At 70.7% G+C, this 22,941-nt stretch carries 20 protein-coding genes; 8 read left to right on the top strand and 12 right to left on the bottom strand.

Features of this window, described 5'->3' with window-relative positions; all coding sequences use genetic code 11:
* Positions 1-68: 68 nt before the first annotated feature.
* Positions 69-554: a MarR family winged helix-turn-helix transcriptional regulator gene (locus tag BTM25_RS18415; RefSeq protein WP_235828471.1), complete on the top strand. Its 486-nt coding sequence runs from the start codon at positions 69-71 to the stop codon at positions 552-554.
* Here the strand turns inward: BTM25_RS18415 and BTM25_RS18410 are convergent.
* From BTM25_RS18410 to BTM25_RS18400, 3 genes are all read right to left on the bottom strand, one after another.
* Entirely contained in the window at positions 551-5,791 is a 5,241-nt protein-coding gene (locus BTM25_RS18410) for an SAV_2336 N-terminal domain-related protein (RefSeq protein ID WP_268877676.1), read from the bottom strand. The genes BTM25_RS18415 and BTM25_RS18410 overlap by 4 nt on opposite strands.
* A gap of 61 nt (positions 5,792-5,852) precedes the next feature.
* On the bottom strand, positions 5,853-6,827 hold the full coding sequence (locus tag BTM25_RS18405) for an AAA family ATPase (protein WP_103564088.1): 975 nt from the start codon (positions 6,825-6,827) through the stop codon (positions 5,853-5,855).
* Position 6,828: 1 nt separating this feature from the next.
* Complete coding sequence (locus tag BTM25_RS18400) at positions 6,829-8,442, bottom strand: VMAP-C domain-containing protein (RefSeq protein WP_103564087.1); 1,614 nt, start codon at positions 8,440-8,442, stop codon at positions 6,829-6,831.
* 719 nt (positions 8,443-9,161) lie between these two features.
* Here BTM25_RS18400 and BTM25_RS18395 point away from each other — a divergent pair.
* Complete coding sequence (locus tag BTM25_RS18395) at positions 9,162-9,974, top strand: SAM-dependent methyltransferase (protein ID WP_103564086.1); 813 nt, start codon at positions 9,162-9,164, stop codon at positions 9,972-9,974.
* 46 nt (positions 9,975-10,020) lie between these two features.
* Here BTM25_RS18395 and BTM25_RS18390 read toward each other — a convergent pair whose 3' ends face one another.
* From BTM25_RS18390 to BTM25_RS18375, 5 genes are all read right to left on the bottom strand, one after another.
* Entirely contained in the window at positions 10,021-11,733 is a 1,713-nt protein-coding gene (locus BTM25_RS18390; protein ID WP_103564085.1) for a serine/threonine-protein kinase, read from the bottom strand.
* Positions 11,734-11,741: 8 nt separating this feature from the next.
* On the bottom strand, positions 11,742-12,455 hold the full coding sequence (locus BTM25_RS18385) for a hypothetical protein (protein WP_146059078.1): 714 nt from the start codon (positions 12,453-12,455) through the stop codon (positions 11,742-11,744).
* 23 nt (positions 12,456-12,478) lie between these two features.
* Positions 12,479-13,231: a hypothetical protein gene (locus BTM25_RS29270; RefSeq protein WP_146059077.1), complete on the bottom strand. Its 753-nt coding sequence runs from the start codon at positions 13,229-13,231 to the stop codon at positions 12,479-12,481.
* A gap of 76 nt (positions 13,232-13,307) precedes the next feature.
* A complete protein-coding gene (locus tag BTM25_RS18380; RefSeq protein ID WP_103564083.1) occupies positions 13,308-13,928 on the bottom strand; it encodes a hypothetical protein in 621 nt (206 codons plus the stop codon).
* Positions 13,929-14,041: 113 nt separating this feature from the next.
* Complete coding sequence (locus tag BTM25_RS18375; protein ID WP_103564082.1) at positions 14,042-14,374, bottom strand: YnfA family protein; 333 nt, start codon at positions 14,372-14,374, stop codon at positions 14,042-14,044.
* 87 nt (positions 14,375-14,461) lie between these two features.
* On the opposite strand from BTM25_RS18375, the gene BTM25_RS18370 reads away from it, so the two are divergent.
* Positions 14,462-15,376, top strand: a complete 915-nt coding sequence (locus BTM25_RS18370) for a zinc-binding dehydrogenase (protein WP_103564081.1) — start codon at positions 14,462-14,464, stop codon at positions 15,374-15,376.
* Here BTM25_RS18370 and BTM25_RS18365 read toward each other — a convergent pair.
* Positions 15,345-16,466, bottom strand: a complete 1,122-nt coding sequence (locus BTM25_RS18365) for an alpha/beta hydrolase family protein (protein WP_168212151.1) — start codon at positions 16,464-16,466, stop codon at positions 15,345-15,347. The genes BTM25_RS18370 and BTM25_RS18365 overlap by 32 nt on opposite strands.
* 56 nt (positions 16,467-16,522) lie before the next feature.
* On the opposite strand from BTM25_RS18365, the gene BTM25_RS18360 reads away from it, so the two are divergent.
* Entirely contained in the window at positions 16,523-18,427 is a 1,905-nt protein-coding gene (locus BTM25_RS18360) for a TNT domain-containing protein (protein WP_103564079.1), read from the top strand.
* On the opposite strand, the gene BTM25_RS18355 is transcribed toward BTM25_RS18360, so the two are convergent.
* Together BTM25_RS18355 and BTM25_RS18350 are read right to left on the bottom strand one after the other, a co-directional pair.
* A complete protein-coding gene (locus BTM25_RS18355; RefSeq protein ID WP_103564078.1) occupies positions 18,424-19,023 on the bottom strand; it encodes a hypothetical protein in 600 nt (199 codons plus the stop codon). The two genes, BTM25_RS18360 and BTM25_RS18355, sit on opposite strands and share 4 nt — an antisense overlap.
* A complete protein-coding gene (locus tag BTM25_RS18350; protein ID WP_235828469.1) occupies positions 19,024-19,800 on the bottom strand; it encodes a class I SAM-dependent methyltransferase in 777 nt (258 codons plus the stop codon).
* A 97-nt stretch (positions 19,801-19,897) separates the two neighbouring features.
* On the opposite strand from BTM25_RS18350, the gene BTM25_RS18345 reads away from it, so the two are divergent.
* The 3 genes from BTM25_RS18345 to BTM25_RS18335 all read left to right on the top strand — a co-directional run bounded on the left by BTM25_RS18345 (position 19,898) and on the right by BTM25_RS18335 (position 22,093).
* A complete protein-coding gene (locus tag BTM25_RS18345) occupies positions 19,898-20,239 on the top strand; it encodes a hypothetical protein (RefSeq protein WP_103564076.1) in 342 nt (113 codons plus the stop codon).
* Positions 20,240-20,274: 35 nt separating this feature from the next.
* The gene (locus BTM25_RS18340) at positions 20,275-21,144 is read left to right on the top strand and encodes a crotonase/enoyl-CoA hydratase family protein (RefSeq protein WP_103564075.1); all 870 of its coding nucleotides are present in this window, start codon (positions 20,275-20,277) and stop codon (positions 21,142-21,144) included.
* A 127-nt stretch (positions 21,145-21,271) separates the two neighbouring features.
* Entirely contained in the window at positions 21,272-22,093 is an 822-nt protein-coding gene (locus BTM25_RS18335) for a polysaccharide deacetylase family protein (protein ID WP_235828468.1), read from the top strand.
* 2 nt (positions 22,094-22,095) lie between these two features.
* Here the strand turns inward: BTM25_RS18335 and BTM25_RS18330 are convergent, their stop codons facing one another.
* Positions 22,096-22,347 (bottom strand): putative acetyltransferase, encoded by a 252-nt coding sequence (locus BTM25_RS18330; protein ID WP_103564074.1) that lies wholly within the window; start codon positions 22,345-22,347, stop codon positions 22,096-22,098.
* A 186-nt stretch (positions 22,348-22,533) separates the two neighbouring features.
* On the opposite strand from BTM25_RS18330, the gene fdxA reads away from it, so the two are divergent.
* Positions 22,534-22,860, top strand: a complete 327-nt coding sequence (gene fdxA, locus BTM25_RS18325; protein ID WP_103564073.1) for a ferredoxin — start codon at positions 22,534-22,536, stop codon at positions 22,858-22,860.
* The last annotated feature ends 81 nt before the right edge of the window (positions 22,861-22,941 follow it).

The following is a 22,941-nucleotide window of genomic DNA, read 5'->3' as shown; positions in this document are numbered from 1 at the left end:
GTTCGCCGTCGGGGAGGGAATAAGCCGGGAACTCGGGCGACTGTAGGAGTCGGGGGCAACGGGGAGGCATGGCGATGGAGACTGCGGACGAGGCCGTGGTCCCGGACGTGGTCCGGGAGTTCGGGTCGCTGCTCGGTGCGGCGACACTGCTGGAACGCGTCGCGAACCGCGAACTGGAACGCCGCTGCGGCATCAAGCATTCGATGTTCGAGGTGCTGCTGCGGCTGTCCCCGACGGGCGACGCGTGCCGTGCGACGATGGGCACGCTCGCGGGCCAGCTCACCTTCACCAGCGGCGGCATGACCCGCCTGATCGACCGGATGGAGGCGCAGGGCCTGGTCGTCCGCACGACGGCCGAAGGCGACCGCCGCCGCCAGAACGTCGCGATCACCGAGGCCGGCGAGACCAAACTGGCCGAAGCCCTGTACGTCCACGCCGAGACATTGCGCCGCCATTTCGCCGGCCCGCTCACCTCCGAAGAACGCGCGTCCCTCGCCACCGCCCTCCGCCGCCTCCGCACCACCGCCCGAGAAGAACTCGGCACCCTTCCCTAGCCGGCGTCCGGCGGCGCCTCATCCCCGCTGGACTCGCCTTCGAGCCGTGCGCGGATCTGTAGCGCCTCCCGCTCATCCGCCGCCGCGTCGTCCGGCCGTCCGATGCTCTCGAAGATGCGCCGGCGCAAGAAGAGGGAATGCGCGAGCCCGTTGTCGTGGCGCGGTTCCGCGCGAGAAAGGTCACGGAAGACGACGACGGCGTCGTTCGCGGCGTCGAGCGCGTCTTCGCCGTCGCCGAGCACGAGCCGCGCCTCCGCGACTTGGTTCATGGCCTCTCCGGCCGCCGCACGGTTCCCCGCCAGCACGAAACAGCCGATGGCCTTCGCGTAGGCGACCGCGGCCTCCGACACGTGTCCGGCGTCATTCTCGATCCGGCCGAGCCGCCGCCAGCCGTCCGCCTCACCCGAACGGTCCTTGAGCACCCGGTGCACGTCGATCGCGTGCCGCTGGACGGCCGCAGCCTCACTGAGGCCTCCGTTGTCGATCAGGCTCCGGACGAGTTCGGACGCGAACTCCGCCTCCAGCTTCCGGTCGCCGATGCGCTGCGCGAGATGGAACGCTTCGCGGTGCGCTGTGACGGCTCGCTCAAACTGCTGCCGCACTCGTTCGGTACGCCCGATCTCATTGAGAAGCGTGCTCTCCCGCACAGGCTCCTCGGCCTCCCGGCAAATGTCGGCGGCCTCCCGAAGCACGCTCACGGCATCCTCATCGCGCTGTTCCATCGCAAAGGTGCGGGCTTCGTCGGCGAGCGCCTCGACCCGGACGTCGAGATCGTCGGCGTCCCGAGCGATGGACGCCGCCGTCCGGAAGTGCTCGCGCGCGTCCTCGAACCGTCCGAGAGCGCGCAAGGCGACACCGAGACCGCTCACCGCCCGGGCCTGCCCGGACCCGTCATCCAGATCCCGGAACAGCCGGACAGCCTCCGTGCAGGAGTCGACGGCATCCTCGATCCGGCCGACATGGGTCAGAACGCGTCCCAGCACAACGAGATCCGCAGCGAGCAGGGCGGAAGCATCCCCATATGACTTCCCGTGCTGCTCGCGGCGAATTTGCACGGCCTCTTCGATCACGGGCGACGCGTCCGCCCATCGCCTGGCATCGACCAGACGGCCGCCGAGGTCCTCCAGCAGCTCGCCGAGCGTTTCGCGGAAGTAGTCGGGGCTCTCGGCGTACAAACTCCGAAGCGCCGGGACCAACGTACGGAGAGCTTCGATCGGAGCATCGGCGCCCTCGGTCGAAAGCCGCCCGGCGAAGGTTCGCGCCAGCTTGGTCCACCCGACGCCGAGTGACAGGGGCGTCGGGCTCCTCAGGTTCGCGAGCGCTTCGGCCAGGGCGTCGAGAGCCTCACGCGTCTTGCCCACCGCCTCCAGGCGCTCGGCGTAAATGAAGAGGGCGGGCGAAAGTGATGCATGGCTGTTTCCGTTATCATCCACCAGGCGCCGCCGGAAATCGGCGGCCTTGGCTATCGTCGCCACGGCCTCGTTCGGTCGTCCGAATTCCCAGTAGTAGTCGGACAGGCGTTGAAAAGCATACGAGATGGTTGAAGATGTCGACTGAGGATTCGTCTCGGTGTACGTCAGGAGAAGCGTGAACGCCTCATCTGCCGCGCGCAGTGATTCGTTCTTCTGTTCGCCGTCAAAAAGCAGCGACGAGTAATCGATGAGTTCACCGGCGAGCGTCGGAAGAAGACCCGGGTCGTCGGTCGCACCATCGCGGAGCGCCTGGATTTGCTCCTCTGCGACCGACCGGGCTGCCTCCCACGGCCCTTTCTTGAGGAGAAGACTCCGAAGGGACAATCTTCGCCGCAACGTGTCCGCGTGCCATTTTCCGACGAGACGTTCGGAGTCCCGCACGAGTTCCCGATAGACGGCGACCGAGTCGTCGGGGGCGATCCTGGCCACGACGTCCGCCGCTTGTTCGCGAAGATCCAAATTCTCCGGGGCCTCCTCGCTCGGCCGCAGAGCTCTGTCGAGCGCCGCAAGAGCAGCCTCGCGGGCTTGCGTGAGATCGCCTGCGTCAAAGAGAGCGCGCGCGAGTTGGACGCGGTTCCGAAGGATCTCCGCCTCGTCTCGCGGGGGCTCGAAGGAAGCGCTGTCCGCCTGCGCAATGTGCACGACGCGGCCGGGCTCGTCGGCGCGGGTCAGGTAGGCAGCGCCGGGGGTGAGGCGAATGGCGCGGGAGAAGAGTCTCGTGGAATCGCGGGGCGTGATGGGACCGGCGGCGAGGCGCCAGCTCAGCAGGGGCAGCAGCGAGTTCCACTGCGACGTGTTCTCCAGTTCCGTCGCGGCGAGGATCAGGTGAACACCGACCGCCGCGCCGCTGGACGCGATCTGGCGCAGCAGGCGGATCAACTCGGGGAGATGCGTCGGAAGCGTGAGCGACAGGTCGACGATGATGACGAGGGGCGGGGTGACGCGGGCGTCGCCTCGGCGCTGGTCGAGTTCGCCGACCAGCATCGCGAGGAGAGCGTTCCTGCGCTGTTCGTCGCCGAGCAGTTCGGACGCCACCCGCACCAACCCGCCCGTCCGTTCCGTGAACGCGCTCTCGCCGAGCGCGAGCCCGATGACGTCCACCGCGGGCGGCAGGGCCGCGACGATCGTGCGCAGGACGGGGCCGCGTTCTTCCATCGCGCCGAGGATCAGGCCGTGCGGGCCGTCCGCGAGCGGGTCGAGGACGACCGGCTCCCCGGAGTTGTCCCGGCCGAGTGCGACGGAAGCCGCGACGGGGGCGGGGGGCTCGTCGTCGGTGCTGTCCCAGAGTCGCATCCGCGCGGTGATCTGCTCGCCCTTCACGTCGATGGGCACCTGGGTGAAACGCGACGGGACGAGAGGACGCCCGCTGCCGTCGATGAGCACCTCGAAGAGAGCCTCGGAGGTGATGAAGGCGAGGTCGGCGTTGGAGTCGGCCGCTCGCTGTTTGAACTCCGGCGCGTCCAGCATCCGGGCCGCCTCGATGATGGCCGTACTGAACAGGGAGTTCCGCTCGGACACGGCGACGCCGGTGTCCAGCGCCACGCGCAGTTGGAAGCTCTCCGGCGCGTCCGATCGCTCGTTGTGGCGTCGCAACGACTCGGCGAGGTTCGGCAGCATGGGGGCCAGCAGGGCATCGGCGAGCACGCCGGGCGGTGCGACGATGAGCATCCCGTCCCCGCGATCCTCGACGTGGCAGTCGTTCCAGACGACGTTCGCCGCGTCGAAGGCGCCGCGCAGGAGATTGAACATCACCTGGCGGATTCGGTGGCGGGCGCCCTCGGTGCGGTGCGGTGACGAAAAGCCCGTCACGTCGGCGAAGACGATCGTCCGCGTGGGGTCCTCTTCACCGTCCCCCGACCCGAACCACGCGGTGACGCCGTCGGCGACGGAAACGCGCGTGAGCCGCGCGGTGACATCGGCGTCCGGGGCCTCGGCGCGGATCGCTCCGACCAGCTCGTCCGACGCGAGGAAAGCGAATTCGGTGCCCCGCCCGTTCAGGCTTTCGCGGTACGCGAGCGTCCGGAGCAGAAGATCCAATCTCTCGAAAGCCGGGTCTTGAACGTTCTCGACTTCGGGCAGTGAGCCGGCGTGGAACACCACGCGCAGCCGGACACGCTCCGTGGCGTATTTGTTGTGCCCATCCAGAGTCATGCGCAGAGCGGGAAGGAGAAGGCCCATGATCTGGCGCGGCCCTACGTCCGCCGGGTATGTGGCCACGATCCTGTCACCGTCGTGACGGAGGTCCGGAGGCGGCAGCCTCGCCAGCGCACCGGCATCCAGCAGGATGCTCTGGAGCCTGAACGTTCTGTGCAACGGGTCGCCCGACCGTATGATCTCGGCCGCCACCGCGCAGCGGAGCTGTGCCACGGTCTCGGTGCGGGGCGCGCCGGGCTGGAGGTGGGCGCGCGTTCCCGGGCCGACGTGGGCGAACTCGTGGTCGTCCGTCGTGATCGTGTGGGTCCCGCCGGGGGAGTGGAGCAGGGCGGGGAAGTGCTCGGCGGCCGTCCCGGCGCGGCGCTTGATCTCGGCGGAGATCGCCCGCAGCACGTACCGCGTGTGCTGCGCCGCCGGACGCGGCAGCGTCGCGAGCAGGGCGTCGCGGGCGCCGGGCACGAAGGCGTACCGTCCGTCCTCCCCGGCGACGGGCCGCAGCAGCCCGCTCAGCAGCACCTCCGCGAGCTGCGCCGGCCCGGACGCGCCGAGGATCCGCCGCTGGATCAGCCGCATCACCGGCAGGGACGGCTCCGACACCGCCACATGCGCCGCCAGCTCCGCCGCCTCTGGCGACGCCGACGTCAGGAACCGCCGCACGCGGTCCCCGATCGGCAGGTCCCGCTCGCGCCGGACGGGCGACGCGGCCGGCGGGTTCGGCGGGAACACCGCGACGGCCGTCGCCTCCGGTCCGCCCCCGGCCAGCAGCCGCGCCCAGCCCGCGAACCAGCGCGGCGCGGCGTGCAGCACCGGGACGCGCAGGCCGTCCGGCGCGTCCCCGTCGTACGGGACGAACCGCAGGTCCCGGTTCGGCGCGGCCGGACGCGGCAGCGCCGCGAGCCCCGGCAGCGTCGGCGCCGCCGTCCGCCGCCACAAACGTTCGGGCAGCGGCTGGAGGATCGCGACCGGCCCGGCGGACGCGAGGCGCCGCACGGTCCGCCGCGCGCCGCCGTCCCACCAGTGCGGCCCGGAGCAGTCGCTGAGGACGAGGATCGCGTGCCGTCCCGTCGGGTCCAGCAGCGTGGACGGGTCCAGCGCGCGACCGCCGGACAGGACACGCCCCGACCGGGCCAGGAACACCACCCGGACGTCCCGGAACGCGCCCTGCCGCACCAGCGTCTCGGCCAGCTCCCGCGCGAGCGGACGCCACAGCCCCATCGTCGGCCCGGTGTCCACCACGAGCGTGAGGGTCAGCCAGCGTTCGGGCGCGGGGACCATCACCGGCGACCACCGGCCGGTGTCGGCGATGCGGGCGGCCGTGGCCTCCTCGTCCAGCTCCCGGGCCGTCCGCGACGGGATCCGCCGCTTCAACGGCCGCAGCGCCCGCTGCACCGCCAGCGGGTCGGGCAGCATCGGCGCGGTCGGCACCAGAACCGACAGCGCGTCCCCGGCGGACTCCGTCGGGGCGCCGCGCGGATGCAGCGCCGCCGGCGGCTCCGGGGGCGGAGGCGGCGGCACGGCGGGAAGCGGCGCCGGATCCGCCGCGTCAGGCTCCCGCTCGGGCCGCGCCCGCGGCGCCTGCGACGCGGGGAGGTGGGCGGCCAGCCAGAGCATCTCGCTCAGCTCGACCGCGTCCGGTTCCACTCCGGCCGCACCGAGGACGGTGCGGAACCGGTCAATCGTCATCGGCGGCGCCGCCCAGATACGGCATGATCCGGTCGGCGAGCGCGGCCCGGTCCGGCGCGTCCGCGTGGCGGCACAGATAGACGGCGTTGAGGAGCTGGTCGGTCGCGAGCGTGCCCGTCGCCGACCGGTCCAGGAACCGCCGGACGAGGTCCTCGCTCTCGTCCGCCAGGTCGCCGAGGTGCTCGCGGACGATCGCGGAAAGCTCGTCCGCGCCGGTCGGCTGCCGCAGCTCCAGCGTGATGCAGCGGCGCAGGAACGCGGGCGGGAACTCGCGCTCGCCGTTGCTGGTCATGACGACGAACGGGAACGCCGCGCACCGCACCGCCGCGCCGTCGACCGTGACGCGCGGGCCGTCCGCGCTAAGCACCGACGCGGTGGAGTCCGCGCGCCGCGCCAGCTCGGGGATCTCGTACTCGCCCTTCTCGAAGATCGTGAGGAGGTCGTTGGGCAGGTCGATGTCGCTCTTGTCGATCTCGTCGATGAGCAGGACGCGGGGCCGCGCGTAGGGGAGCAGCGCGGTGCCGAGCGGACCGAGCCGGACATAGCGCCCGATGTCGTCGTCCTGCTCCGGCTCCCGGCCCGCCGCGTACAGGCGCGTCAGCGGGTCGTACTGGTACAGCCCGTCCCGCAGCGTCACCCGGCTCGTGATCGGCCAGTGCAGCACCGGCCCGAGCATCAGCTCGTGCGCCACCGCGTACGCCAGCGTCGACTTGCCCGTCCCCGGCGGCCCGGTCACCAGCAGCGGACGCCGCAGGTAGAGGGCCGCGTTCACCTGCTGGACGGCGTCCTCGGACGGCAGATACGTCGTCGCCCGGTGCTCGCTGCCCGAACCCCCGGCGACCGGCGGCAGCGGCGGCCCGCCGTCGAAACGCCGCCAGCGCGGCGCCTTCGGCAGCCGGTCGATACCGTCGTGCGGTTCGCGGCGGCCGGTGTAGAGCAGCCAGTCGGCCTTGTCATCGGGCATGTCACGCCTCCATGCCGAGCGGGGGGTCGGGCAGGCGGGACGGATCGTCCCACAGCAGGGTCAGCTCGTGCCCGCGCGCGGGCAGTTCCTCCAGCCGCAGCCGCTGCGCGAGCGACGGGAGGTCGTTCGGATGCTCGGCCTCGACGCGCGGCAGCAGCACCGCCAGCCGGTCCCGGCCCGCGCAGCTCTCATGCGCCGGACCGCCGCACGGAACGCGCGGCCACAGCATCACCGGCACGCCCGTGTTCAGCGCGGCCGTCAGCGCCCCCTTGGCCGGACGGCTCCCGTACACGAGGACGCAGTGGTCGTCGTTCACCTCCAGCCAGCGCTCGAACTCCCCGCGCGCCCGAGCCGCGCAGCCGACGGGCTGGGGATCGCTGCGCCCGCGCTCACCCAGCCGCCGCCACCGGCGAAAGGCCAGGTCACGACGTATCGAACCGGGACGCAGCCGCTCCACGTCCCGCACCACCACCGGGTACTTGCGCATCTTGATCTTGAGGGCGCGGTCGATGTGCCACTCCTCGAACGGCTTGTGCAGCCAGCTCTCCGGCACCGCGAACTCGATCATCCAGTCCTGGCCGACGAGCGCGCCCGCCGCCCGCTGCACCCGCTCCTCGATGGCCTGCCGCACCTCGTGCTCGCCCACCTTGACGGTCTCCGCGGGCAGTTCCTCGCGTCCGCCGAGCCAGGTGTGCACCGTCAGCTCATAGGCGTTGCCGTGCGTCACGCGCTCCAGACGCACGATCACCGACGCGGTGCCTTCCTCCCGCTCGGGCGGCGCGGCGGCCAGATGCCGTTGCCGCCACGCGGCCAGCCTCTGCCGCGCCGGGCCGTCCAGTCGCCTGGCGAGGGCCGCGACCCAGCGGCCGAGGCGGTCCTCGTCCGGCCAGCCCTCCGCGATCTCCCGGACCGCCGCCCACACCGTCGGGACGTCCCCGGTCAGGCGACGGCCGACGATCGCGGCGCACTCGGCGTGCAGGGCCTCGGTCATCGCGCGGCCCGCGAGCAGCGTGCGCAGCTCCCGGCGCGCCGCCGCGTCGAGCCAGGTCAGGGGGAGCAGGTCGTCCAGCTCCTCGACATGGCGGCGCAGCGCGGTGAGCGGCATCATCAGCGCGCGGGCGCCGTCGCCCACCGCGTCGGTGATCATGCCGTGGACCGCGCCGGTCTCGGCGTCGTAGACGGCGGCGCCGCTGTAGCCGGGCTCGATCCGGTCGTCGTCGAGGGCTTTGAGCGTCCACCGCTCGCCGCCCCGCACGCCCCAGCCGGGCTCGCTCAGCACCGACGCGAACCGGATCGTCTCGTCGCGCCGCCGGGGGAACCCGTACGTGCCGAACCGCCGTCCGGGCGGCGCGCCCGGATCCACGAACCGGGCGGGCGCGACGGCCACCGGCTCGTGCAGCTCCAGAACCGCGACGTCCCCGGGCTCTCCGGGCCGGTCCCATTCGCCGGGACGCAGGACGCGCGCGAGCAGCTTGCCGGGGCCGTCCGGGAAGTCGACGGACGTCTCGTCCAGGCCCGCGACGACATGCGCCGCCGTCAGGACCCGGTCCGGCGCGACGAGGAACCCCGAACCCGCGTAGTCGCCGACGCGGACGCGCCATCCCCAGTCGACCATGTCCGGTGCGCTGCTCCTCCCCGTCCAGGCTCCGTGGGTCGTCGGCGACCGTCTCGCGATCACCGCCCCGGCATCGAGACCGCTCCCGACCGCCACGTCCAGCCGATCCCGCCCGTGGAAAGCCGTCCGCACGGGAGCCGTGGCCGAGCTCCGCGCCGTCCGCCACCGGACCGCGCGCGGCGTCCCAGCACGTCCATACGGCGCGCCCCATCCAGTGTGCGCCACAATCTAACAAGATCACCCGATGTGCGGCACTCGAAAGCGCCCATGGCCGCCAACGGCCAGCCGCCTGCGGACGGCCCCCGTTATCCCGTCCACTCCGCATCCGCACCTTGGCCGACGACCGCTGGTACATCCGCCAGTCGCTTCGACCGTGCACTGCGCGCAGGCCATTACGACCAGGCGCACTTCATCCACGAGTCCCGCCGCCCGGCCGAGCGCCTCGGACGTGTCCGACGACACTTCCGCTACCAAAGCGGTCCAGGAGATAAACCGAACAGAAATTCGACTCCCACCCGCACGCAGCCGCCCACATCCACCACTTCGAACCCATGATCCGAACGCCGAACCGACCAATGACCCCCACAAAGACCGCCCGGCCCGATCCAAAACAGCGATCAGTGAACAAGTCCAAAAAACGGGAATCCGAACCTACGCAACACGACGCGAAGGTTTAAGATCGACGGGGCAGCAGGCATCCGAAACGGGGAGGACGCCGAGTGGCCATCGAAGAGCGACGCCCTGATTGGGCCATCGACCCGGACACGCCGAACGTCGCGCGAATGTACGACTACTACCTCGGGGGAAAGGACAATTTCGCCGCGGACCGCGCCGCAGCGGAACGAGTCCTACAGGCGATCCCCTACGCGTCGGACTTCGCACGGTCCAACCGCCGCTTCCTGTCCCGGGCGGTGACCCACCTGGCGGAACAGGGAATCCGCCAGTTCATCGACATAGGCTCGGGCCTCCCCAGCCAGGAGAACACCCACGAGGTAGCGCAACGAACGGCCCCCGACGCCCGAGTGGTCTACATCGACCACGACCCGGTCGTCCTGAGCCACGCCCGGGCACTCCTGACGAACTCCCCCCACACCACAGTGATCCAAGCGGACCTACGCGACCCCGAATCGATCCTCGCCCACCCCGAGCTGGCAACGAGAATCGACTTCGACCAACCCGTGGCGATCCTCCTCCTGGCGATACTCCACTTCCTCCCCGACGAGGCGGACCCGTACACGACCGTACGAACCCTGAAAGCCCGCCTGACCCCCGGCAGCTACCTGGCGATCTCCCACGTCCACGCAGGCGAAGTCCCCCAGGAAATAGAACAAGAAGCCCGCCACGCCTACGAAAAAACCTACGCCGGCGACATCATCCCCCGTACCCCCGAAGAAATAGCGACCTTCTTCGAGAACACGACCCTCCACCCACCCGGCCTGGTCCCCGTAGAATACTGGACCCCCACCACCCCACCCTTCACCCCAACATTGCAAAGAGCCGGCCTCCTAGGCGCCCTCGCCCGCATCCTCTAAGTCGAAGGCGAGAGATGGGCCGGTGTGAGCGATCTGGGATCGACGTTTACTCGATGACGCGGAGGGCTGGAAGTCTGCCTTGTGTGCTCCCGCCTACGGACGCCAACGGGACTCGCACGCCATTGCGCATGACGGTTTCCATCTTCATCGGGTTCGTCAATCCGAGGAGGTAGCGGCCCGTGGGAAGATTCTTTTTCGAAGGAATCGTGAGCGTGTAGACGGTAGTCCAGTGGCTATTGTATGCACAGTCCGAGAGGATGTATGGCTGGTTGTTGTCGTTCATTTTTTCCGTATACTCGATTTCAAGCTTAGGGTTGTCGGGAAAGTCCGTCGCTCGTGCCGGGGGAGTCGCGTACAGGTACATCACCGACTTTCTCGCGGCGCGGCCGACCCTGCCGAGTGAAATGTCATAGTTGCCGGTGACATCGGCGCGTTCGGAGTTTTTGCCGAAGCACGTCCGTTCTCCACCGGGACCGAATTTTGCGCCGACGGTGAGACGGGCACGGAACCGCGCGGTGACCCGGACCTTGGTACCCGCTTTCGCGGTGGCCGGCTGTACTAGGAACTGGTAATCCATGTATGGGGTCTCTGAAGCGGGCATGTAAGGCTGGCCGAAGAGGAGGTCCGGCCGGGCGAAGGATGCGTGGATGGAGCCATGTGCCGTGCCGCCGACCGACGGGCTAGAAGGCCAGAGCACGACGGCAGCGGAAACGCCCGCCGCCGTCGTGCAGGTGGCAGCAGCGAACCCTTTGGCACCTCCTATCTTGGCGAAGGCGCCCTTGCTGCCCACGGCGGCTCCCTGGCCCGCGGAGTGGGCTCCCGCCTGGCCGGCGGCGACTGCACCGGCTCCTGTGCCTGCAGCGCTTCCGCCCGCACCGGCGACCGCACCACCGATCGCTACGGCCGGTACGGCAAGTCCAAGCGCAACGATCGAAGAACCGAGGGCGACCAGACCGCGCTTCTCCCAATCGGGTCCGTACGAACGCACGGCGAGATCGTCCAACCGGTTGACGAACTCGACCGCGTTTCCGAGCCGTTGTTCCGAGTTCTTCGCAAGTCCCCATGCGACGAGTGGACGGAGTTCCTCTGGAATCAGCTCGAGCGGAGTCGGTGCCGACAGGTGAAGGCTGCGTAGCTCATCGAGTGTCGCCGCACGGTAAGGCTTATGGCCGGTGACGCATTCGACGAAAACACATGTGGCCGCATAGATGTCCGTGGCGGCGGATGAGGGGCCGCCCATCCATTGTTCGGGTGCCATATAGGCCGGTGTTCCGCTCGCCCCGCCCTGCCCCACCAGAACGGCGACACCAAAATCGATCAACTTGCTCTGCCCGTCGTTCTGCACGAGGACGTTCCCGGGCTTGTAATCTCGATGCACCACGCCGGTCGCATGTGCGGCTGCCAATCCCAAAAGGGAACCGCGCAGGAGTGCGAGCGCAGACTCTACCCGGAGCGGACTGCCGCTCCGGTCGAGGACTTCGCGGAGCGACCGGCCAGGAACGGCCTCCATGACGATCGCCGCACCGGCTGTATCTTCGACATAGCGGAAAATCTGTGCGACGAAAGGACTGCGTACTCGGTGCAGGGCATAGGCTTCGCGTCGAAATATCTCACGGGATGCACGGTCCCGCAACAGATGCTCGAAGAGATATTTGACTGCTACTGCGGCACCGGTCGCGTCATGGCGGGCGAGCACGATGCGTCCCTGCGATCCGGAACCGAGCTCATAGATCTCCGTGTATCCGGGAATGCTCCACATTCGACGCGTCAGCCGAAGCGCTGGAGCTGATGGGTCAGAATCTTGGTCGCTCGCGCGTAAATCGGGTCGGCCGATACTTTGGGATCCGATCGTTCCCAGTAAACGGTAACTACGACCGCGTTCCCGAGATGCGCGTAGTCATAAAGAAAATGGTAAACATTGTACTTGGTGACGCTCGCGGGTTCCACGTGCGTTTCAGTTCCGCGGAGGTGTGTCCAGCCGGCGACGACGTCCTCGCTCGTCTTCCAGGTGTCGTCATGGGAAAGTAGCATCGAGTGCTTGCTGATCCGCCGTACGGGCACGTGCTGCTTGGGCGGGCATGTGGTCGCCTTCCGCTTCAACTGATCGTAAGCCGCTGAAGCATCACTCGCGTTCGCGTAGAGCGCGATGAGCTGGGCATACTTGATCTCGTCTTTCGGTGGCGCATCATTACTGAACTGGCGGACGAGGACATCCGGCTTGCCGTTCAGGCGCGTGCTCGTCAACGAGCACATCGGTGACTTCTTTTGCTCGAGGCCGAAAAACGCCGGTGGTACCTCTTCGACGTTCCTTCCGACGTCCGAGGCGCGGATGAGGCCATCGTTGACCTTGCCCTGGGTGAACACTGGAGCTGGCGAAGGGGTGGGAGACGTTGTTCGCTGCTGGGCAGATGCCTTCGGACCAGAGTCGTCGCTACCACAGGACGCGGTCGTGGTCATGACGAGAGCACCGATGACTGCCATCGGTAGACGGATTTTCAACGCTATCAACCCCGAGTGTTCGACTGGATTTCACCCACTGTGAAAGCCCGGGGGACCGATGTGGACTCACCGTTGGGAAGGGCGCCTGATTGCGGATCGCAACCCGGGCCCGTGCATGTCCATGTGATCGACCAGTAGGCAGTGGCGCTGATCATGTAGCGGCCGTCAGGTTGCCCTACTGATGAGCGCTTGTAGGTGTACTGGCAGCCCTTGCCGCTGTCGCATCGGTGCGTCGTTTCACCGAGATTCCACGAGACGTAAAGCGGGGTGGCACTGATCGTGACGGCCTGCCCGGCGGCATTGGCCGTCGCCTGCATGGTGGTCAGCCCCGTGACCCACAGCTTCGTGGTCACCCCCACGTACGTCTTCCCGCGCGGCGCAGTGTGAACAACGGGAAGGGGCAGGGCCAGACCGGTGAGGGCCGAGTCCGCGAGTTCCGTCGTGGTCGGTTGGCGCGGCTGCGGTGGCGTGCCCGGATCGACGGTCGTGCCGCCGGGCTGGCTCCCGCGCAGGGCCGGGATGGTGTGGGTCCAGCCGCCGCCCCCGCCGCCACCGGAGTTTCCGCCTCCGCCCTGTCTCCCCCCGCCGCCTCCTGAGGACCAGCAGTTCGAGTGACGTTTGTCGATTTGAATGCAGGGCGCGGCCTGGGCCGCCGCTGGATCAAGGGCGACGGCGGCGCATGCGGAAAGCACCAAGGCCCCGGCCGCCGCGAGCGTGCGGCTCGATGAGTTCGGCGTGTGCCGATGCGAGCGGTTCATCGTGGATCCTTTGCGTCGGCCACAGTGCGGGCATCGCACATTCGGCTCCATGGCGACTCGTCCGTCGGAGGGCAGGTCAGCATCGCTTGTCCTTGGCGGAGTCGGACACCTTCCATGTTCCTTCGCCGAATGAGACAGCGGAGCGGTAGAGGAAGGCGGTGCCCGGTCCGCCGTCGATGCGCTTCCCGGTCAGCGTGGAGAAGCGATACGCGCCAAGCGTGCTGATGCAATCGACGACGTAGACGGTGTGGCCGTCTTTGCTGCGGGCGTAGATGCGAGGGTTGGAGATGTTCGTGAAGCGCCAGATTTCGTTTTTGGCTTTGGTTCGTTCTATGTCGGTTGTCACGCGGGAGAGGACGGGGTCCATGGCGACGGTGGGGAGGGCCGTGGGGTCGTTGGTCTCGTAGGCGTGCTGGTAGGCGGACTGGTAGGCGCGGTAGCGGGCCAGGACGATTTTGTCGATCTGGGCCGGGGGGAGGGTGGCGGGGTCCTCGGAGGTTGTTGTGGGGGTGTTGAGGGGGGTGGCGGCGGCTGTTCGGCCGGTGGGGGAGAAGGTGCCGGCGCTCGGGTGGGTGGAGCCACAGGCGGACGCCGTCAGGGTCAGGGGGAGGAGTGCGGCGGCGGCGGTCCTCGCGCGGCGGCGTGGCCGGGGGCCGCCGTCGGGGGTGGAACGTACCGGCCGGACGTGCATCGCCATCCCGAGTCGCTCAGTCCAACAACAGAGGCGTAGTGCGCGAAAGCTTACAGAGGGCGGCGCCGGTGAGAAAGGCCGTTCGTTGCCGAAGGTCAAGATCGTGGAAAACGGGCACGTCAGGTGCGGGGGGCGTACATGATCGCGGTGACGCCGAGCAGGCAGAGGGCGGCTCCGAGGACGTCGAAGCGGTCGGGGCGGTAGCCGTCCAGGGCCATCGCCCATGCCAGGGAGCCCGCCACGAACACCCCGCCGTACGCGGCGAGGATGCGGCCGAACGTCGCCGACGGCTGCAGGGTCGCCACGAAGCCGTAGACGCCCAGTGCCGCTACGCCTGCGGCGGTCCAGGCGGCGCCCCGGTGCTCGCGGACGCCCTGCCACACCAGCCACGCCCCGCCGATCTCCGCCACGGCGGCCAGGGCGAAGAGGGCGAGGGAGCGCAGGACGGTCATGCCGTCGAGCCTAGGCCGCGCTTGACCTCCAGTTCGGTTGAGGTTGCAGCGTGGACGCATTAGACGCGACCCCCAGGAGGAATCAGCATGCGTGCCGTGTGGCTCACCGCGTTCGGCGGACCGGACGTGCTCGTCCCGGGCGAGGCCAGGGAGCCGGTTCCGGACGACGGGCAGGTGCTTATTGATGTCGAGTACGCGAATGTCACGTTCGTCGAGACGCAGATGCGGGCCGGAATGAAAGGACCGTTCCGGGTGGTCCCGCCGCTCATTCCCGGGAACGGCGTCGGCGGCGTGGACGGCGGCGGACGGCGCGTCGTCGCGTCCACCGGCGGCGCGGGCGGGTACGCGGAGCGCGCGGTCGCCGATCGCGCGGCCGTCCACGCGGTTCCGGACGGCCTTCCGCTCGACCACGCCGTCGCCCTTCTCGCCGACGGGCGCACCGCCACACTCCAATTCCAGGCCGCCGAGCCGCGTGCGGGTGAACGGGTGCTGGTCGAGGCGGCGGCGGGCGGTGTCGGGTCGCTGCTCGTCCAGCTCGCCAAGAACGCCGGGCTCACGGTCGTCGCGGCGGTCGGCGACGCGGGAAAGGCGGAACTCGCGGCGGAACTCGGCGCCGACGAGGTCGTCCTCTACCGCGAAGAGGGGTGGGAGAAGAAGGTGGAGGACGTCGACATCGTCTTCGATGGCGTGGGCGGCGACATCGGCCGGAAAGCCTTCACCACACTGCGCGGCGGAGGGCGCATGGCCAGTTACGGCCTCGCCAGCGGCGAATGGGCGGGCATCACGCAGCAGCAGGCCGACGAAAGGCACGTCGTGCTCGTCCGCAACCGCCCCGACCCGGCGATGCTCCGGCAGGCCACGCTCAGCGCGCTGACGGCGGGCGCGGCCGGCGTCCTGCGGCCCGTCATCGGGCAACGGTTCCCGCTGGAGCGGGCCGCCGACGCCCATCGCGCCATCGAGGCCCGCGCGACTAGGGGAAAGACTCTTCTGGACGTGCGCTGAGCAGCGGCCCGAGGAATCCGGAAAGGGCCTTCTCGTAGCGGACGGGGTCGACGTTCCAGGCGTCCGTGTGATCGGCGTGCGCGGAAATGTGCGTGACCATGCCGCGCGGCGCGAGGCGGGCGAACTCGTAGGACGGCCTGTTGTCCACGAGAGCGTCCTCGTCGGTGGTGAACAGAAGCGTCGGCGTCCGGAGGCGGGGCGCGTAAGTACGGGCGTCCAGCGACGAAAGGTCGATTCCCATCCGCCACGCCAGGATCCGTTTGGCGGCGGCCGTCACGAACGACGGCAGCGAGCGTTGGCCCGCCTGCTTGTCGAGTGTCGCGTTCCAGTCGAGGACGGGCGAGTCCAGCACCAGGCCCCGGACGAACGAAGCGTCGTGCCGGACGGCGTTCACCACCATCCCGCCGCCCATCGAGTACCCGTACAGGACGACTCCAGAAGCCCCGTGCCCCCGCGCATAAGCGATGGCCGAAGTGATATCCCGCCACTCGGTGTACCCCATCAAATTGCGATGGTCGGGAGACCGGGGCGCGCCCACGTCATTGCGATAGGAGATCGAAAGAACCGGCATCCCCGAGGCATGGACGGCCTTCAGTGCACGAAAGGTCTCGAACCGCGAGGCATTGCGTCCGTGCACCGCGATCACCCACACCGACGACCGGCCCGGCAAAAACCACGCCGGCATGGGTCCGAGCGAGGACGGATACACAACGTCCCGGAATTCGAGCCCGAGATCCCGACGCGGATCACGCCCATAAACCCAGTGGTCGATGACCGCCCGCGACCCCGGCGCGGGACGGCCGAAGACCACGGAGAACCGGCGCTGCACCGTCCGAGCGTCCCCGCCGACGACCGGCCCGAGCACGGCGCGTCCACCGGGCCAGATCAGCCCCCAGACCCCGGGACGGGACGTCGTAGCGTCACGCGGCAGCGTCACCGTGTCACCGGAGACACCGCGGATAGTGAAGCGATAAGCGCGGCCATGCTCCACCGAGGTCGCCACCGACGAGAAATACCACCCGATCGACACCACCGAGACGCACGACACCAGCAGAACGACGAGAGGAACGATCACGACCGTCTTGCGCACAGCAGGCGACGGTACGCCGCCCGCGCCCGCCCGGTCCATGCCGATAACCTGGCGCGGTGGGGCGGAGCGAGCAGATCACGGAACTCGAACGCCGCGTGGCGGACCTGGCGCGGGAGACGGCTCCGATCGGCTGGCGGCGCGTGGACCTCGGCTGCCGCGCGACGATCGCCGAGCAGCAGATCACGCTGGCCGTGCTCACGGCCGACGGACGCCCGGACACCGCCGAGCCGACCGACGCGCTGCGCGACGCGCTGGCCGAGCTGCGCCGCGTCCACTACCTGTCCGAGCAGGGCACCTGGTTCTCGATGACGTTCTTCATCGAGCAGGACGCCGCGAGCCCCGTCTACAACTACGCCGAGGACCCCGGCTGGGACCCGCCGCTCCCCGCCGACGCGTGGCGGCGCGACCAGGTCGTCCTGCCGCGCGACGGGGCGAAGATGCCCGGCTGGCTGCGCGACCGCATCGAGGGGCGCGAGCCGGGGCACGACCGGGACACGGCCGTCCCGCCGCTGAACCAGGCCGAGCAGATGGACCTGCTGTCCAACCGGTTCACGACGCTGATCGCCGACCAGGCGCCGCCGCTGTGGCAGAAGGTGTTCGGGTACTACCAGGCGACGGGCGGGCACGAGGAGTTCCCGCCGCTCATGGTCATGCGCGCCGACGGCACCCGCGCGGACTGGACGCCGCCGCCGGCCGCCGCCGTCCTGCTGGACCGGCTCCGCGCGGGCACGCACGCGTTCCGGGGCTCGACGTGGTCCCGCATCGACTTCGAGGTGCTGTACGACGAGACGAGCGTCCGGTGCCGCGCGTCGTTCACGTCCGACCGCGAGCCCGCGTGGAACACGCTGCCGCCCGCGCGGGAGGTCCGGCGCGAGCTGGAGCGCTTCCCGACCGACCAGATCCCCGAGTGGATGCTGCGGCTGGCGGGCGAGGCGGCGGCGGACGCCGAGCCGCCGCCGGACGAGCCCGTCGCCGGGGTGCGGCGCGCGCGGGTGTTCGACGACATCGGCCCGGACGGCGAGAACCCGAGCGTGTCGCGTCCGCCCGTCGACCCCGCCGAGCGCGGCCCGCTGGCCGACTACCTGCGGCGCTGCCCGGTCGTGCTCGCGGCGCGGTCGCTCGCGCCCGACCTGATGGACCCGGCGCGGCCCGAGCGCGTCCCGCTGACGTTCCACACCGACGGGACGTGGGTCTGGTCGGGCGCGGTCGGCTACTACCTGGCCGAGCACGGCGTCCCGCCGGAGCCGGATCTCGTCGCGCACGTCCGCGCGCGGGGGTTCCGGGTGCCGCAGGTCGGGGACGAGGCGATGGACGCGGCGACCGCGGCCGTGACCGGTGAGAAGCCGTCGGAGCGCGTCGTGGCGGAACCGCCGCGACCGAACCCGGCGAAGTGGCTGGAACGGGTGGCACGGCGGCTGGACGATCTCGGCGTCGTCCCGTCCGCGTACCGGATCGGGACGGCCGAGGACGACGCCTGGTGCCTGATCGCCGAGGGTGACGGCTGGTCGGTGTTCAAGCAGGTCGGCGGGGACCGGCTGAAGGAGGTCCGGTTCGGCGCGGCCGACGACGCGGCGGCGCACCTGCTCGGCCGGCTGCTGCTGATCCCGCCGCGCGACGACGCCGGGCCCGTCCCGGCGATCACGCCGCTGCCCGGCGAGCCGCCGCTGACGCTGTTCCGCGCCCCGAAGCCGCTGCGCCTGCCCGCCGGGACGGTCGTGGACCGCTACGGCGATCCGGACGGCAACGTCGCCTACGCCGAGGGCACCCCGTTCCCCGAGCGCTCGCTGCCCGCCGACTGGGAGAGCCGGCCGTTCCACGCGTACCGGCTGCTGCGTCCGCTGTGGACGCTGTCGGGCACGGCCGTCCCGTGGTTCGACCAGCCCGGCGGCGGCACCGCCTACGTGTTCGCCGCGTCCCTGGACGCCCTGGTCGCCGAGGGCGCGCTGGCCCGCGAGTCCTAGCGGCCGATCGCGGCCACGAGATTCAGGCCCAGCAGCAGGTCCAAAGCGATGAACGTCTCCAGTTTCGCGCCGGGCGCGAGATCGCTCGCGGCCACCCGGTCCAGCACGGCGAGCGCGGCCGGGACGTCGAGGTCGTCGGCCAGCGCGGTCTCGGCGGCCCGCACCGACGCGCGGTCCAGCGGACGGCCCGGTTCGCGCGCCCAGGCCGCGACCGACGTCCGCCACGCGTCCAGCCGGGCGGCGGCGGCCGCAAGACGCGACGGCGTGAGGTCGAGCGGCTCCCGGTAGGGCGTCGCCAGGACGGCGAGCCGCGCGCCCGGCCCGTCGGCCGAGCCGGACGCGGGCGGCACGTCCGGCCACGCCCCCGGCCCGACGACGACGTCCGGTTCGCCGTGAAAGTCCTGGGACGGCGCGACGCCGAGCGCGGTGAAGTCCCCGGGGAGGGCGAGCAGGACGCGCCGTCCGCCGCGCTCGGCCGCCCGGCGGAGGACGTCCGCGACGACGGCGCCGCGCGGCCCGGCGTCCGCGCGGATCCGCAGGACCGGCCCGCCGGGCAGCCCGGTGAGTTCGCCGTCGGCGTCGCGCAGTCGCAGCATTTAAAGCGGCCCTTCGGGCATGGGGGTCGAGCCGTCCGGCTTGCGGATCGCCGCGAACCGCAGCCGCACGTAGTCGGCGACCCAGCCCGACTCGCGGCGCAGCGCGGGCGCGGCCAGCTCGTTGACGCGGGCCAGCAGCGGTTCGACCAGCTCGGGCGGCACCTCGGCGAGCGCGCCCGAGGCGTAGGCGCGGACCCAGTCGGCGGCGCCGTCCGGGCCCTCGACCATCCGGCTCGGACGGTCGGCGTGTTCGAGCAGGCGCAGCGTGAACCCGCCGTCCTCCAGCCGCGTCGCGTACTCGGCGGGGCTCGGGAAGTACCACGGCAGGTCCGGTTCGGGCAGGCCGAAGACGCGCCACGCCGTCTGCATCGCGACGATCAGCTCCGCGCAGTTGCCCGCGCCGCCGAGTTCGGCGACGAACCGTCCGCCGGGCCGCAGCGCCTCGTGGACGCGGGCGATCACGGCGTCCGGGTCGCGGGTCATCCAGTGGAGCGCGGCGTTGGACGCGACGGCGTCGAACGACTCGCTGGTGGTGAAGTCGTGGGCGTCGGCGACGGAGAACGACAGCCCGGGATGGCGCGCGGCGGCCTGGGCGATCATCTCGGCGGACCCGTCCAGGCCGAGGACCTCCGCGCCGCGCTCGGCGATCTCCGCGCTGAACGCGCCGGTGCCGCAGCCGAGGTCGATGATCTTCTCGCCGGGCTGGGGGTCGAGCAGGTCGACCAGGGGCGCGCCGTGCGCGGAGACGTACCCGAAGGCGGAATCGTACGTCGTCACGGCCCAATGCACTGTCGTAATTTATCTGGCGGGACGCCGTGCCGTTGCGGCGACGCCCAGGACCGCGTGTTTTACGCGGGTCGACGGGAGGACAAAGGTGCGGGGCGAGGTACGCGTCGTCGGGGCCGAACGGCCCGGCGGACTGGAACTGCGCACGGCCGGGCTCGCCGCGCGCGGACTGCCGGAGGTGCGGGTCACGGGCCTGCCGCCCTATCTCGGGCAGGGCTGGGCGCGGGTGCTCGGGGCGGTCGCGGCGCGGGTCGCCGCCGCCGGCCCGGTGCTGCCGGTGCTGGTGGAGATGGCGGACGGGGTCGAGCTGCGGCTCGTCCCGGAGAAGGACGGGACGCTCGCGGTCGTGCCGCCGCCCCCGCCGCCGACGGACGTCGGGCAGTGGCGCCGGGACGTCGTCGCCCGGCTGTTCCCGGAGGCCGCCTCCTAGAATCTCGTTCCAGTCTTCGAGAGAGGGGTCGCCGGGTGTCGTACACCGAGATCGTCCACGAGGTGCGGGACGGGATCGCGACGGTCACGCTGAACCGTCCGGACCGCATGAACGCCTACACCAGCACGATGCGGGCCGAACTGCTGGACGCGTTCGACCGGATCGACGCCGACGACGCCGTCCGGGCCGTCGTCGTGACCGGCGCGGGCCGGGCGTTCTGCGCGGGCGCCGACCTGGAGGCGGGCGGCGACACGTTCAACCAGGAGCGCTCGCGGGACATGTTCGCGGGCGACGACGTCCTGGACGACGGCACGCCCCGCGACGGCGGCGGCACGGTCGCGCTGCGCATCGCCCGCTGCCTCAAGCCCGTCATCGGCGCGTTCAACGGCGCGGCGGTCGGCGTCGGGGTGACGATGACGCTGCCGATGGACGTCCGGTTCGCCGCCGAGAAGGCCAAGTTCGGGTTCGTGTTCGCGCGGCGCGGGATCGTCACCGAGGCCGCGTCGTCGTGGTTCCTGCCCCGGCTCGTCGGAATCTCGCAGGCCATGGAGTGGGCCGCGACGGGCCGGGTGTTCGGCGCGGACGAGGCGCTGCGCGGCGGGCTCGTCTCGCGCGTCCTGCCGCCGGACGAGCTGCTGCCCGCCGCCTACGAGCTGGCCCGGGAGATCGCCGACAACACCTCGGCGGTGTCGGTCGCGGCGATCCGGCGGCTGATGTGGTCGGGCCTGTCGGCGCCGTCGCCGTGGGACGCGCACGCCGCCGACTCGCGCCTCATGGCCGCGCTCGGCTCGGCCGCCGACGCCGCCGAGGGCGTGACGTCCTTCCTGGAGAAGCGTCCGCCGTCGTTCCCGCTCCGGGTCAGCGCCGATTTGCCCGCGGACGTCCCGGACTGGCCCGTCCGCTGACCGTCGCCCTCGGAGATCCATCCGATTTCCGGGGGTTTTGCGCTTTCCGTACTCCTTCGCGATCTCAACGCGCCCGCCGCGCGGGGATGCGAACACCGAGAGGTCCGACGGAGTGCGGAGGTTCGCGGTGAGGACGAGGGCGAGCGCGGCGCTGGCGCTGCTGACGGTGACGGTCGCGGCCGGATGCGGCGGGGCCGGGGGACGGCAGGCCGCCACCCACGGGCACGCCCTCGCGGGGGCGCCGCGCGCCCGGTCCGCGCCGCAGGCACCGCCGCCGCCCCGCGCGATCGACTGCGCCAAGGCGTCCTGCGTCGCGCTGACCTTCGACGACGGCCCCGGCCCCTACACCGAGACGCTGCTGAACGAGTTGCAGGCGGCGGGCGCCCGCGCGACGTTCTTCATGCTCGGCGAGAACGTCGCGTCGTTCCCGCACGCGGTGCGGCGCGCGGCGCTGGCCGGCCACGAGATCGGCAACCACAGTTGGTCGCATCCGCAGCTCACGACGCTGCCGAGCGCGTCCGTCCGCGCGCAGGTGCAGCGGACGCAGCGCGCGATCGAGCGGGCGTCGGGCGGGGTGACGCCGAAACTGATGCGTCCGCCGTACGGGGCCGTCGACAAACGGGTCAGCGGGGACATCGCGATGCCCGAGGTGCTGTGGAGCGTCGACACGCTGGACTGGAAGATCCGCGACACGCGGCGCGTCGAGCGGGCGGCGCTCGGGCAGGCGCACCGGGGGAGCATCGTGCTGATGCACGACATCCACAAGACGACGGTCGCGGCCGTCCCGACCGTCCTCGCCGGGCTGCGGAAGAAGGGGCTGACGCCCGTCACGGTGTCGGAGCTGTTCTCCACCGACAAGCCGATGCAGGCGGGCGTGGCCTACGGGGAGCGCGTTCCGCCCGTCCCGGCGCCGTCGGTGCCGCAGCGCGCGGCCGAACCGCCCCGCTGACGTCAGGACGTCCGGGGACGGCGGCGCGGCGGAGCGGGCGGCACGACCTTGGCCGCCACCATCGCCGCCGCGTCCACCTCGGCCAGTTCGCCGGTGCGGCGGCGGACGTGCAGCGTTCCGCCCGACCAGGATTCGAGGACGCCGACCACGTCGCTGTACTCTCCCGTAGGCAGACGGCGGCGCAGCGAGACCCGCTGGCCCACGTCGGCCTCACTGATAGAGACCACCAGCCGTGCGGCGAGATGGCCGGACATGTGACCCCCAGGTCCGATCGACTGCGCGGCGACGGCCATACTATGCACCTGAACAACCGCCGCAGGGTGCGGTGGCGTCGCGGGGAGCGCTCCAGCGAGCCGCGGACGCCGGCCACGGGCGCTCCGGCCCCTGCGGGAGCGGAGGCCACGCGTGCCATGCGGTGAACCGGGAGAGGAGTCACTGAGGTGACCTACGTCATTGCGCAGCCCTGCGTTGACCTGCTCGACAAGGCATGTATCGAGGAGTGCCCGGTCGACTGCATCTACGAGGGCAACCGGCAGCTCTACATCCACCCCGACGAGTGCGTCGACTGCGGTGCGTGCGAGCCGGTGTGCCCGGTGGAGGCCATCTACTACGAGGACGACGTTCCCGAGCAGTGGAAGGACTTCTACAAGGTCAACGTGGAGTTCTTCGACGACCTCGGGTCGCCCGGCGGCGCCTCCAAGGTGGGCAAGATCGACAAGGACCACCCCCTTGTCGCCGCGCTGCCCCCGCAGGCCCAGGAAGACTGACGTAGTCCCGGACGCTCCGGGCTGTCGACGCTGTTCGAGTGGCCCCCCGCTCTCCGGGGGGCCACTCTTTTATCGAGGTGA

Origin of the sequence: Actinomadura rubteroloni, from assembly GCF_002911665.1 — a bacterium.
Lineage (GTDB): Bacteria > Actinomycetota > Actinomycetes > Streptosporangiales > Streptosporangiaceae > Spirillospora > Spirillospora rubteroloni.
This window is presented reverse-complemented; position numbering and strand designations above follow the sequence as displayed.